Annotated in this window: 8 protein-coding genes; 3 read left to right on the forward strand and 5 right to left on the reverse strand. The window is 73.5% G+C overall.

Going from position 1 to position 12,717, the window contains the following annotated elements; genetic code table 11:
- Positions 1-86: 86 nt before the first annotated feature.
- Positions 87-1,787 carry a methylmalonyl-CoA mutase gene (locus tag LZF96_RS12560; protein WP_233870389.1) on the forward strand — a complete coding sequence of 567 codons (1,701 nt, stop codon included), beginning with the start codon at positions 87-89 and terminating at the stop codon, positions 1,785-1,787.
- A 424-nt stretch (positions 1,788-2,211) separates the two neighbouring features.
- Here LZF96_RS12560 and LZF96_RS12565 read toward each other — a convergent pair whose 3' ends face one another.
- Positions 2,212-2,865, reverse strand: a complete 654-nt coding sequence (locus tag LZF96_RS12565; protein WP_233870392.1) for an SPFH domain-containing protein — start codon at positions 2,863-2,865, stop codon at positions 2,212-2,214.
- Between the two features lie 552 nt (positions 2,866-3,417).
- Between LZF96_RS12565 and LZF96_RS12570 the strand changes: the two genes are divergently transcribed.
- The gene (locus LZF96_RS12570; RefSeq protein WP_233870395.1) at positions 3,418-4,398 is read left to right on the forward strand and encodes a tetratricopeptide repeat protein; all 981 of its coding nucleotides are present in this window, start codon (positions 3,418-3,420) and stop codon (positions 4,396-4,398) included.
- Positions 4,399-4,993: 595 nt separating this feature from the next.
- Here the strand turns inward: LZF96_RS12570 and pyk are convergent.
- The 3 genes from pyk to pta form a co-directional block, all read right to left on the reverse strand.
- Positions 4,994-6,418, reverse strand: a complete 1,425-nt coding sequence (gene pyk, locus LZF96_RS12575; protein WP_233870398.1) for a pyruvate kinase — start codon at positions 6,416-6,418, stop codon at positions 4,994-4,996.
- Between the two features lie 161 nt (positions 6,419-6,579).
- Positions 6,580-7,791 carry an acetate kinase gene (locus LZF96_RS12580; protein ID WP_233870401.1) on the reverse strand — a complete coding sequence of 404 codons (1,212 nt, stop codon included), beginning with the start codon at positions 7,789-7,791 and terminating at the stop codon, positions 6,580-6,582.
- 97 nt (positions 7,792-7,888) lie between these two features.
- Entirely contained in the window at positions 7,889-10,036 is a 2,148-nt protein-coding gene (gene pta / locus LZF96_RS12585) for a phosphate acetyltransferase (protein WP_233870404.1), read from the reverse strand.
- A gap of 426 nt (positions 10,037-10,462) precedes the next feature.
- Between pta and LZF96_RS12590 the strand changes: the two genes are divergently transcribed.
- On the forward strand, positions 10,463-11,488 hold the full coding sequence (locus LZF96_RS12590) for a 6-phosphofructokinase (RefSeq protein ID WP_233870407.1): 1,026 nt from the start codon (positions 10,463-10,465) through the stop codon (positions 11,486-11,488).
- 156 nt (positions 11,489-11,644) lie between these two features.
- Here the strand turns inward: LZF96_RS12590 and LZF96_RS12595 are convergent, their stop codons facing one another.
- Positions 11,645-12,670 carry a threonine/serine dehydratase gene (locus LZF96_RS12595; protein ID WP_233870410.1) on the reverse strand — a complete coding sequence of 342 codons (1,026 nt, stop codon included), beginning with the start codon at positions 12,668-12,670 and terminating at the stop codon, positions 11,645-11,647.
- Positions 12,671-12,717 lie beyond the last annotated feature (47 nt).

Genomic DNA, 12,717 nt, shown 5'->3' on the forward strand with positions numbered 1-12,717 from the left:
CGCCCCCGCACGCCCGGGGGCGGGGCGGTGTCGTCCCGGCGGGTCGCGCCCTGGAAATTACTTGGACGTCCAAGTAAATTGGGGGCATGGACGCTGACGCCATCGCTGAGGGCCGCCGACGGTGGCAGGCCCGGTACGACGCCGCACGCAAGCGGGACGCCGACTTCACCACGCTCTCCGGGGACCCGGTGGATCCGGTCTACGGCCCCCGCCCCGGCGACCGCTACGAGGGCTTCGAGCGCATCGGCTGGCCCGGTGAGTTCCCCTACACCCGCGGCCTGCACCCCACCGGCTACCGGGGCCGCACCTGGACCATCCGCCAGTTCGCCGGCTTCGGCAACGCCGAGCAGACCAACGAGCGGTACCGGATGATCCTGGAGGCCGGCGGCGGAGGCCTCTCGGTGGCCTTCGACATGCCCACCCTGATGGGCCGCGACTCCGACGACCCCCGATCGCTGGGCGAGGTGGGCCACTGCGGCGTCGCCATCGACTCCGCCGCCGACATGGAGGTCCTCTTCCGGGACATCCCGCTGGGCGACGTCACCACCTCGATGACCATCAGCGGCCCCGCCGTCCCCGTCTTCTGCATGTACCTGGTCGCCGCCGAGCGCCAGGGCGTGGACCCCGCCGTGCTCAACGGCACCCTGCAGACCGACATCTTCAAGGAGTACATCGCGCAGAAGGAGTGGCTGTTCGCCCCCGAGCCGCACCTGCGGCTGATCGGTGACCTGATGGAGCACTGCGCGGTCGGCATCCCCGCCTACAAGCCGCTCTCCGTCTCCGGCTACCACATCAGGGAAGCGGGCTCCACGGCCGCGCAGGAGCTGGCCTACACCCTCGCCGACGGCTTCGGCTACGTCGAACTCGGCCTGTCCCGGGGCCTGGACGTGGACACCTTCGCCCCCGGCCTGTCCTTCTTCTTCGACGCGCACCTGGACTTCTTCGAGGAGATCGCCAAGTTCCGGGCCGCCCGCCGGATCTGGGCGCGATGGATGCGTGACGTGTACGGCGCGCGCACCGAGAAGGCGCAGTGGCTGCGCTTCCACACCCAGACCGCCGGTGTCTCGCTCACCGCCCAGCAGCCCTACAACAACGTGGTGCGCACCGCCGTCGAGGCCCTGGCCGCCGTCCTGGGCGGTACCAACTCCCTGCACACCAACGCCCTGGACGAGACCCTGGCCCTGCCCAGCGAGCGCGCCGCCGAGATCGCGCTGCGCACCCAGCAGGTGCTCATGGAGGAGATCGGCGTCACCAACGTCGCCGACCCGCTCGGCGGCTCCTGGTACGTCGAGCAGCTCACCGACCGGATCGAGGCCGACGCGGAGAAGATCTTCGAGGAGATCACCGAACGCGGCCGGCGGGCCGTCCCGGAGGGCAACCACCCCATCGGCCCGATCACCTCCGGCCTGCTGCGCGGCATCGAGGACGGCTGGTTCACCGGCAACATCGCCGAGGCCGCCTTCAGCTACCAGCGGGCGCTGGAGAAGGGCGAGAAGAGGGTCGTCGGCGTCAACTGCCACACCGGCTCGGTCACCGGGGACCTGGAGATCCTGCGGGTCGGCCACGAGGTGGAACGCGACCAGGTGCGGGCCCTGGGCGAGCGCCGCGCCGCGCGGGACGACGCGGCGGTGCGGGCCGGGCTGGCGGCCATGGTCGAGGCGGCCCGTTCGGGGGCGAACATGATCGAGCCGATGCTGGTGGCGGTCCGGGCCGAGGCCACCCTCGGGGAGATCTGCGACGCGCTGCGCGAGGAGTGGGGCACCTACACGGAACCGCCGGGCTTCTGAGGCGTCCGGCTCCGGGCCCCGAGAGGGTTGCCACCCGTGGAGAGGTGCCGGGGCGGTCCCCCGTGCCCGGCACCCTTCCGTGCCCGGCGCCCGGCGCCCGGCGCCCGGCGCCCGGCGGTGCCGTGCCACCGCCCCGGTTCGGTGGTCGAACACCGTGGGTTCCCGGCGGGGTGACCCGTGCCGTGTCCGGTGCGTGGCCCGGGTATCGGCGCGCGTGCCGGCGGGGCCCGGTCCGTGGTCGGGGCCGGGTTTTCCCGTCGGGCGGCCCGGTCGCCGACGGAGACGGCGCGGGGCCCGTGCGACGGGGCCCCGGAGGGCGCCGCCGCCCTCCGGGGCGGTGTTCCGGGAAGCGGCGTGCGCACCGTCGGGGCCCGGCACCCCGTCGCCGCCGGGCCGGTATCGGGGTTCCTCCGTGCGGCCGGGATCAGCCCCGGCCGTACCGCGCCGGGCCGTCCGGGTCGGGCCCCGGGCCGGTGGGGCCGGGCGGGCCCGGCATACCACCGGACCCACCGCCGGCGCCCCCGGGCGAGGACGGACCCGGTGGGAGCCGACGGGCGGCCTCGGGCCGGGTGGGCGCCAACTCGTCGAACTCCACCGCCAGTACGTTCATCCCCCGCTCGGCCCCGGCCTCCCGCATCGCCTCCCACAGTCGCTCCTCCAACTCCACCCGCCGGTGCGGGACCTCCGCCGCGAGCATGGTGGCGACCGCCGAGCGGATCTCCACGTCCAGCAGGTGCTCCAGGGCCCGCGGCCCGTCCGCCGCCGTGTACACGGCCCGCTCGGGGTCGCCCACCGTCCAGCGCACCCGGCAGGCCACCGTCACCTGGTGTCGGTCCCCGGCGTGCGCGGTGCGCGGGGACAGGTTCAACGCTCGTTCCCCGAGGTCGAGCCGGGCACGGACGCGGTCGCGCAGCGGGACCAGCAGGTGGGTTCCGGCCGGCAGCGTGCGGTGGAGCGTGCCGGCGCGCTCCACCACCGCCACCTCGCCGGGCCGGACCCTCTTCACGCCGGCGGCGAGCAACCCCGCCGCGATCGCCGCGATCACCCCGAACAGCAGCAGCACCATCGGTGCACGCACCCCTTCGTTTCGTTTCCGGTCGTGCCGGCCGTTCCCGTACCCCTCACCGGTCCCCGTCGTTCCTCCCCGGGCGGCACGCGGTCGATGCGGGAGGGGCGGTGGGTTCCGTCGGTGGGGAGACGTGATCCGGACACGGGGCGGCCCGGCCGGGGCCGGGTCGGCCGGGCCGCCGAGGCGTCGGCGGCTCCCGGGAGCCGGCCCGATCACCGCCGGGTCCCCGGTGGTGGCCCGGCGCCGTGCGGTCCGACCCGTCACGCCGGCCCGGGCCGGGACATCCACCGTGACCGCCCGCTCCCCCGACCTCCGTCGGGACGGCGCGTACGGTGCGGTGGGATCGCCGGGGACCGCCCGGGACGACCCCCGGCGGTCCGTTGAGGGGTCCTCGGAAGGGTGTGCGCCGCGCGGCCCCGCCGGGACGAGAGCCCCGACCCGGTGCGGTTTCGACCACGGAGAGTGGTGCGCGGGAGTCGTGCTGCCATTTCGCGGGGACCCGCCGCCGGATGTCACCGGTGCGCGTACCCGATCGGTCGGCGGAGGGGGGAGACTGTTCCCATGCAGCCACGCAACATGCCGATGAGCGGTGCCGTCGATCTCTCCGCAGTCAAGGCGGCGGCCGAGGCCAAGCAGAAGGCCGAGGAGGCTCGCGCCCGGCGCGCGACCGAAGCGACGGGGGACGGGGAGGGAACCCCCGCGGCCGGAGCCGTTTCCCTCGTGTTCGACGTCGACGAGGCGGACTTCGAGCGGGAGGTGCTGCAGCGCAGCGCCGAGGTGCCCGTGGTCATCGACTTCTGGGCCGACTGGTGCCAGCCGTGCAAGCAGCTGAGCCCGGTCCTGGAGAACCTGGCCCGGGAGTACGCCGGCCGCTTCCTGTTGGCCAAGATCGACGTCGACCGCAACCAGATGCTGTTCCAGCAGTTCGGCGTCCAGGGCATCCCCGCGGTCTTCGCGGTGGTCGCCGGACAGGCACTGCCGCTGTTCCAGGGGGCCGCTCCCGAGGCGCAGATCCGGCAGGTGCTGGACCAGCTCATCCTCGCCGCCGAGCAGCGCTTCGGGATCACCGGCGCGCCGGTGGATCCCGCCGCCGTGCCGGAGCCGACGGCGGTGCCCGAGCCGCCCTCGGACCCCGCCCTCGCCGCCGCGCACGACGCGCTGGACTCCGGTGACCTCGCCGGTGCCGTCCGCGCCTACCGGAATGTCCTGTCCGACGATCCGACCAACACCGAGGCCCGGTTGGGGCTGGGTCAGGCCGAACTCCTCAATCGCCTCCAGGAGTTGGGTGACGGCAGGGAGGCCCGCAAGAAGGCGGCGGACGACCCGACGGACGTGCGGGCCCAGTTGGCGGTCGCGGATCTGGACCTGGCCGGTGGCCATGTCGAGGACGCCTTCGCCCGGTTGGTGGACACCGTCCGGCGGTCGGTCGGTGAGGACCGGAACGTCGCCCGGGTGCGACTGCTGGAACTCTTCGAGGTGGTCGGCTCCGAGGATCCGAGGGTGCTCTCGGCGCGGGGCGCGCTCAGCCGCGTCCTCTTCTGAGAAAGCGCCGGGCCACCGACCCGACGCGTCGTCATCCCGGGATCCCGACACCACCACGCCCCGGCCCGCCGACTCCCGGCGGGTCGGGGCGTCGTGTTTCGGCGCACCCGTCCCGTCCGGCCCGGGGGAACCGCTCGACACATCCCGACCACCCGCCCCGGGGGTGCTTTCGACGGTCGTGCTTCGCCGAAACCCGGTAATCGCGACCGCCGTGGCTTTCCGTGTCCGTCCGCTTGGATCACCGGCGCGTTTCATGCGTATTCCAGTGGGCGAGCTCGAAAGTCGAATCGCCGTTCCGATGGCTCTCCGTGATCGATGAGGAGGGGGATCCGCTCCTGCCGGGGCCTTGTCCTACTCGTCGGTAGTCGATGTCTTGTGCCCTCTCGTGTTCTGCGCCACCATCGGCGCACAGCCGGGCGGGGGCCACGCACCGGCCTCGGCCGGGGGCGCTTCCCCGGTCGGCGGACCTCTCCCCGGGGCGTGCCCGCGCACGACGGCGCCCCGCCCGGGGCCCGTCCCGACGAGGGGGAGGGATGACCCGGCGCGGGGCGCCGTTCGAGGGGCCGGGCCGGTCGCGGTGTCCGGCCCGTGGGGCTCAGCTGTCGCGGCCCAGGTGCAGCACCCGCACCATGTTGGTGGTGCCGGCGACGCCGGGCGGGGAGCCCGCCGTCATGATCATGACCTCGTCCTCGTGGAAGCGGTTGAGCTTCAGCAGTTCGGAGTCCACGGTCCGCACCATCTCGTCGGTGTGGGCGGCGTGCGGCACGACGAAGGTCTCCACGCCCCAGCTGAGGGTCAGCTGGTTGCGGGTGGCCTCCTCGGTGGTGAAGGCGAGGATCGGCTGGCTCGCCCGGTAGCGGGAGAGCCGGCGGGCGGTGTCACCGGAGTGGGTGAAGGCGACCAGGGCCGTGGCGGCGAGGAAGTCGGCCATTTCGCAGGCGGCACGGGCCACCGAACCGCCCTGGGTGCGGGGCTTCTTGCCCGGTACCAGCGGCTGCAGGCCCCGGGAGATCAGCTCCGCCTCCGCGGCGACCACGATCTTCGACATGGTGCGCACGGTCTCGATCGGGTACTGCCCGACCGAGGACTCGGCGGAGAGCATGACCGCGTCGGCGCCGTCCAGGATGGCGTTGGCCACGTCGGAGGCCTCGGCGCGGGTGGGCCGCGAGTTGGTGATCATCGACTCCATCATCTGGGTGGCGACGATCACCGGCTTGGCGTTGCGGCGGCACATCTCGATCAGCCGCTTCTGCACCATCGGCACCCGCTCCAGCGGGTACTCCACGGCGAGGTCGCCGCGCGCCACCATGACGCCGTCGAAGGCGAGGACGATCTCCTCCATGTTGTCGACGGCCTGCGGCTTCTCCACCTTCGCGATCACCGGGACACGCCGGCCGACCCGGTCCATCACGGCGTGCACGTCCCGCACGTCGTCGGCGTTGCGCACGAAGGAGAGCGCGACCATGTCGCAGCCCATCCGCAGGGCGAACTCCAGGTCCTCGACGTCCTTCCCGGACAGCGCGGGGACGTTGACCGCCACGCCCGGCAGGTTGATCCCCTTGTGGTCGGAGATCACCCCGCCCTCGATGACGATGGTGTGCACCCGGGGGCCCTCGACCTCGGTGACCTGGAGGGCGACGTTGCCGTCGTTGATGAGGATGCTCTCACCCTTGGTGACGTCACCGGGCAGTCCCTTGTAGGTGGTGCCGCAGATCGTCCGGTCGCCGGGGACGTCCTCGGTGGTGATGGTGAACTGGTCGCCGCGCACCAGCTCGACCGGGCCCTCGGCGAAGGTCTCCAGCCGGATCTTCGGTCCCTGGAGGTCGGCCAGCACGCCGACGGCCCGTCCGCTCTCCTCGCTCGCCTTGCGCAGGCGGTGGTACCGGTCCTCGTGTTCGGGGTGGCTGCCGTGGCTCATGTTGAAGCGGGCCACGTTCATGCCGGCCTCGATCAGGTTCTTCAGCTGATCGAAGGAGTCCACGGCGGGGCCCAGGGTGCAGACGATCTTGGAACGGCGCATGGAAACGATCCTATCGTTTGTTCAGCCGGAGAATAATCCTGGCGGGTGGGAACGGGCGCGGGGCGGGCGACGGCCACGCTTCCGGCGGCCCGGGGGCCGCCCCGGGGCGGGGCCCCGACGGGCCGGGACGGCGGCCGGACCACCGGGCGCCCCGGGATCGGTCAGCCGGTCACCAGCGCGTGCGCCTGCACGGCGATCTCCAGCTCCTCGTCCGTCGGAACCACGGCGACCGCGACCCGAGCGTACTCCGGGGAGATGATCCGGGGGCCGTCCGTCCGGCGCGCGTTGCGCTCCGGATCCACCACCGGGCCCAGTCCCTCCTCCATACCGGCGACGACCGCCGCCCGCACCTCGGCGGAGTTCTCCCCGACGCCGGCGGTGAAGGCGATCGCGTCGACCCGGCCCAGTACGGCGGTGTACGCCCCGACGTATTTCCGCAGCCGGTGGGTGTACACGTCGAACGCCAGCCGGGCCCGCTCGCCGTCCTCCCCGCCCGCGTCGATCCGGCGCCGGATCTCCCGCATGTCGTTGTCCCCGCACAGGCCGATCAGCCCCGAGCGCATGTTGAGCAGCTCGTCGACCGCGTCCACCGACATGCCCGCCACCCGCGTCAGGTGGAAGATCACCGCCGGGTCCACGTCGCCGGAGCGGGTGCCCATCACCAGGCCCTCCAACGGGGTGAGCCCCATCGAGGTCTCCACGCACCGGCCGCCCGCCACCGCCGAGGCGGAGGCGCCGTTCCCCAGGTGCAGCACGATGACGTTCACCTCCGACGGGTCCCGGCCCAACAGTCGGGCGCAGGCCCGCGAGACGTGGGCGTGCGAGGTGCCGTGGAAGCCGTAGCGGCGGATGCGGTGCGCGTCGGCCACCTCCGTGTCGATCGCGTAGCGGGCGGCGGCCTCGGGGACGGTGGTGTGGAAGGCGGTGTCGAAGACCGCGACCTGCGGCAGGTCCGGGTTGAGCGCGCGGGCGGTGCGGATGCCGGTGAGGTTGGCGGGGTTGTGCAGCGGGGCCAGCGGCACCAGCCGCTCGATCTCGGCCTCCACCTCGGGCGTCACCCGGGTCGGCTCGGTGAACCGCCGCCCGCCGTGCACCACCCGGTGGCCGACCGCGACCAGGCCGGGGGAGTCGAAGCCCATCCCGTCGGCGGCCAGCTCGGCGGCCAGCGTCTCCAGGGCGGCCCGGTGGTCGGGTATCGACTCCTCGCGGCTCCGACGGCTGCCGTCGGCGGCGGTGTGCGTCAGCCGCGCCCGCCGCTCCCCGATCCGCTCCACGATCCCGGCGGCGGGCCGGGACCGGTCGGCCATGTCGACCAGCTGGTACTTCACCGAGGACGAACCGGAGTTCAGCACCAGGACGCGGCCGTCGGTCATCGTGTTCCTCTTTCTTCGATGGATGGGCACCGTCTGTGGGCGGGCGCCGTCGGGGAGGGGCGCGGTCGGGGCCGGCCGCCCCCGACCGCGCCCGGGGTCAGTCGGTGTCGGCGGCGGGGCCGGCCCCCGGGCGCCGGCTCAGGGCCTGCGCCTGGATCGCGGTGATCGCCACCGTGGTGACGATGTCCTGCACCAGTGCCCCGCGCGACAGGTCGTTCACCGGCTTGCGCAGCCCTTGGAGCACCGGCCCGACCGCCACCGCTCCGGCCGACCGTTGCACCGCCTTGTAGGTGTTGTTGCCGGTGTTCAGGTCCGGGAAGATCAGCACCGTCGCCTTCCCGGCCACCTCGGACTCCGGCAGCTTGGTCGCCGCCACGGACGGCTCGACCGCCGCGTCGTACTGGATGGGCCCTTCGACCGGCAGGTCCGGCCGGCGCTCGCGGACCAGTTCGGTGGCGGAGCGCACCTTGTCCACATCCGCGCCCGAGCCGGAGGTGCCGGTGGAGTAGGAGAGCATCGCGATCCTCGGCTCCACCCCGAACCGGGCGGCGGTGTCGGCGGACTGGATGGCGATGTCGGCCAGCTGCTCGGCGTCGGGATCCGGGATCACCGCGCAGTCGCCGTAGACCAGCACCCGGTCGGCCAGACACATGAAGAACACCGAGGAGACGTTGGAGGCGTCCGGGACGGTGCGGATCACCTCGAAGGCCGGGCGGATGGTGGCGGCGGTGGAGTGGGTGGCGCCGGACACCATGCCGTCGGCCAGGCCCTCGCGGACCATCAGGGTGCCGAAGTAGGAGACCTCCGCGACCACGTCGTACGCCAACTCCGGGGTGACGCCCCGGTGCGCCCGCAGCCCCGCGTACAGCTCGGCGAACCGCTCGCGCAGCGGGGAGGTCTGGGGATCCACCACCCGGGCGTGCGCGCCGGACCCCTCGGGAACCTCGTCGGCGGCCAACAACGGGAGGGTCAGGCCCAGTTCACCCGCCCGACGGCGCACGGCGGTCTCGTCGCCGAGCAGCGTCAGATCGCACACCCGCCGCCGCAGCAGTACCTCGGCCGCCCGCAGCACCCGCTCGTCGGTACTCTCCGGGAGCACCACGTGTCGGCGGTCCGAGCGGGCCCGCTCGATCAGCTCGTGCTCGAACATCATCGGGGTGACCCGGCCGTTGCGGGCCACCGAGAGCCGCTCGGTGAGCTGGTCGGTGTCCACCCGGGTCTCGAACAGGCCGAGCGCGATCTCCGCCTTGCGCGGGGTGCCGGCGGTCAACTTGCCCTCCAGGCCGAAGAGCTCCTGCGCGGTGGGGAAGGAACCACCCGGCACCGACAGCACGGGCGTGCCGGGAGCCAGCCGGTCGGCCAGGGTCAGGGTCTCCCCGCCGGGCTTCTCGCCCAGGGTCAGCAGGATGCCCGCGATCGGTGGTGAGCCGGCGGAGTGCGCGGCCAGCGCGCCGACCACCAGATCGGCCCGGTCGCCGGGGGTCACGACCATGCAACCCTCGGTCAGCGCGTTGAGGAAGGTCGGCAGCATCGCGCCGCCGAAGACGAAGTTCCGCACGTCCCGGGCCAGGCCGTTGTGGTCGCCCAGCAGCACCACGGCGTCCAGGGCCTCGGCGATCTGCGCCACCGTCGGAGCCGACAGCGCCGGATCCTCGGGTAGTACGTAAACCGGCTCCGGTAGGTGACGTCCCAGCTCACGGGCGGCCGCGCGGGCGTGCGAGTCACGCACCCGGTTGGCGATGGTGGCGATCACCTGGCAGCCCAGCGAGGTGTAGGCGTGATGGGCGTTGCGCACCTCGGCGACGACCGCCTCGGCGTCCCGGTCCAGCCCCGCCACGACCGGCAGGACCACGGCGCCGAACTCGTTGGCCAGCCGGGCGTTGAGCGCCAGCTCGGCCGGCAGTCCGGTGTCGGCGAAGTCGGTGCCCAGGATCACGACCGCCTCGTGTTCCTCGGCCACGGCGTGGTAGCGGTCCACCAGGCGGGAGACCAGCTCGTCGGTGCCCAGTTCGGCCTGCAGCGAGGCGGCGGCGGCGTAGGTGGTGCCGACCATGGAGGCGATGGGTTGCACCAGCCGGTAACGGGAGCGCAGCAGGTCCAGCACGGGATCGGAGCCGCCGTGGCCGAGTGGTCTGAAGACCCCGACCCGGTCGACCCGCCGGGTCAGCAGCTCCATCACCCCCAGCTCGATCACCTGCCGGCCGTCCCCTCGGCCGATGCCGGTCACGTACACGCTGCGCGCCACGCGGGTCCTCGCCTCCCGGGCCGGTCGGCCCGTCGTCGTTCGGGGTCCTCGGTCGGTTCCGCCGTACCGGACACACCGGTCGGGCGACCGGCCGTGCCCCCGGGCCGGTCGGCAGGGGTCTCCCACCGGGACGGCGCCGGGTTGGGTACCGGGATCGCCGGGTACTCGAACAGACGACCGCCCGCTTCGCCCGATCCAGGATGTCCGCACTCTTGACATTACCCGGCCCCGGGGGTTAGGCCCTCGCTATGGGGGTGGTTCGGGGGCGCGCCCCGCCCGGACCGGGGCCGGGTGACCGTGCGGACGCGTGGTACGGGCGTGACACAATCCCGATGGCCTCGAGGGCGCGGCCTCCCGCCTCCCCCGACCCATGCGACCGGGGGGCCGGTGAACCCGAGACTTCCCCTACGACCAGGAGAGAGACCCATGCGTATTGGCGTTCTCACCGCGGGCGGAGACTGCCCGGGACTCAACGCCGTGATCCGCTCGGTGGTCCATCGCGCGGTAGTGGACCACGGTGACGAGGTCCTCGGTTTCGAGGACGGCTTCAAGGGCCTCCTCGAGGGCCGCTACCGCAAGCTCGACATCAACGCCGTCAGCGGCATCCTGGCCCGGGGCGGCACCGTCCTGGGCTCCAGCCGACTGGAGCGCGGACGGCTCCGGGACGCCTGCGCCAACGCCGAGCAGTTGGGACGGGAGCTGGGCCTGGACGCCCTCATCCCGATCGGCGGCGAGGGCACCCTCACCGCCGCCAGCATGCTCTCCGACGCCGGGCTCCCCGTCGTGGGTGTGCCCAAGACCATCGACAACGACATCTCCGCCACCGACCGCACATTCGGTTTCGACACCGCGGTGATGGTCGCGACCGAGGCCATAGACCGTCTGAAGACCACCGCCGAATCCCACCAGCGGGTGATGGTCGTCGAGGTGATGGGCCGGCACGCCGGGTGGATCGCGTTGGAGTCCGGCATGGCCGGCGGCGCCCACGGCATCTGCATCCCCGAGCGACCCTTCCGCGTGGACCGGCTCTGCGACATGGTCGAGGAGCGCTTCGCCCGGGGCAAGAAGTTCGCGGTGATCTGCGTCGCCGAGGGGGCCCGCCCCGCCGAGGGCAGCATGCCCTACGAGAAGGGCGAGATCGACCAGTACGGCCACGAGCGGTTCGCCGGCATCGGCTACCGGCTCGCCGGCGAGTTGGAGCGGCGCCTGGGCAAGGAGGCCCGTCCGGTCATCCTCGGCCACGTGCAGCGCGGCGGAGTCCCCACCGCCTACGACCGGGTGCTCGCCACCCGCTTCGGCTGGCACGCCGTGGAGGCCGCCCACCGGGGCGACTTCGGCATGATGACCTCCCTGCGCGGCACCGACATCGCGATGGTGCCGCTGGCCGACGCCACCACCGAGCTCAAGCGGGTGCCGGAGAACCGGATGGAGGAGACCGAGGCGGTCTTCTGATCGCTCTCCACCCGTCCCTCTTCGCGTCGGTCCGAACCCGGTCCGAACCCATCGGTCCGGCCGCCCGCCGGCCCGTCACCCGACCCTCCCGGCGTCCCCTCACGCCGTCGGCCGGAGAACGGTCACGCCGGTCGGCCCCGCGCCGGCCGCAAGCCGTCACGGGGTGGTCGGCACCCCGGGGTCGGCGACCGCGGACAGATCCGCGGGGTCCGTGTTGGCCCCGCACAGCACGACACAGGGTTCCTCCCCCTCCTCGGGACGGAACACGCCGGACCACGGCGCGGCCAGTGCGGTGGCCGCGCCGAACTCGACGGCGATCCGGTGCTCCGTCCACAACCGGCGGCGTGCCGCGACGATCTCCGTGTCCGGCACCAGCACCGAGCGGACGTGCTCCGAACGCGCCCGACGCAGGGCCTCCGCCGACACCCGCCGCGCCCCCAGCGAATCCGCCGCCACCGACTCCACCGGCACGTCCACCGGCTCCCCGGCCTCCAGCGCGGCGCCCAGCGCCCTCGCCCCCTCCGGCTCCACCGCCACCACCCGCAGGCCGTGTTCGGCGGCGGCCGTGGCCACTCCCGCGAACAGTCCGCCGCCGCCCACCGCGACCACCAGCGTGGTCACCGACGGTCGGGCGGCCAGGATCTCCTCCACCAAGGTTCCGGCCCCGGCCGCGATCAGCGGGTGATCGTAGGCGTGCGAGGCCAGTGCCCCGGTCTCCGCCGCGAAGTGCCGGGCCGCCCCGGCGGCCTCCGCGTACTCCCGGCCCACCGCCTCCACCCGGGCCCCCAGCGCCCGCAGTCGGGCCACCTTCACGGCCGGCGCGGTCTCCGGCACGAACACCGTCGCCGGCACCCCCACCCGGCCGGCCGCCAGGGCGCAGGCCAGTCCGGCGTTCCCGCCCGACGCGATGACCACGCCCGCCCCGGGGATCTCCCCGGCGTCCCGGTGGGCGACGGTGAAGTTCAGCGCGCCGCGCATCTTGAACGAGCCGGTGTGCTGGAGGTACTCCAGGGCGAACGACATCGGGCCGCCGTCCGGGTCCTCCACCGGGGCCACCGTCACCGGTCGCACGCCCCCCGCGATCCGTTCCGCCGCGCGCTTCACGTCCTCGTACCCGATCACACCGCCGTCGCACGCCCCGGGGGCGTCCTCCGGTCCGCGCGTTCCCCTCGCCGAGCCCATGCGTCCGCTCCGTTCGATTCGTCGGTTCAACGGGTGGGACGACCCGC

The organism is Streptomyces sp. ST2-7A (genome assembly GCF_021390475.1).
Lineage (GTDB): Bacteria > Actinomycetota > Actinomycetes > Streptomycetales > Streptomycetaceae > Streptomyces.

Bases quoted from the DNA above. Each gene is read 5' to 3' on its own strand.
- LZF96_RS12560 (WP_233870389.1), top strand. From the start codon at position 87: ATGGACGCTGACGCCATCGCTGAGGGCCGCCGACGGTGGCAGGCCCGG.
- LZF96_RS12570 (WP_233870395.1), top strand. From the start codon at position 3,418: ATGCAGCCACGCAACATGCCGATGAGCGGTGCCGTCGATCTCTCCGCA.
- LZF96_RS12590 (WP_233870407.1), top strand. From the start codon at position 10,463: ATGCGTATTGGCGTTCTCACCGCGGGCGGAGACTGCCCGGGACTCAAC.
- LZF96_RS12595 (WP_233870410.1), bottom strand. From the start codon at position 12,670: ATGGGCTCGGCGAGGGGAACGCGCGGACCGGAGGACGCCCCCGGGGCG.
- LZF96_RS12580 (WP_233870401.1), bottom strand. From the start codon at position 7,791: ATGACCGACGGCCGCGTCCTGGTGCTGAACTCCGGTTCGTCCTCGGTG.
- pyk (WP_233870398.1), bottom strand. From the start codon at position 6,418: ATGCGCCGTTCCAAGATCGTCTGCACCCTGGGCCCCGCCGTGGACTCC.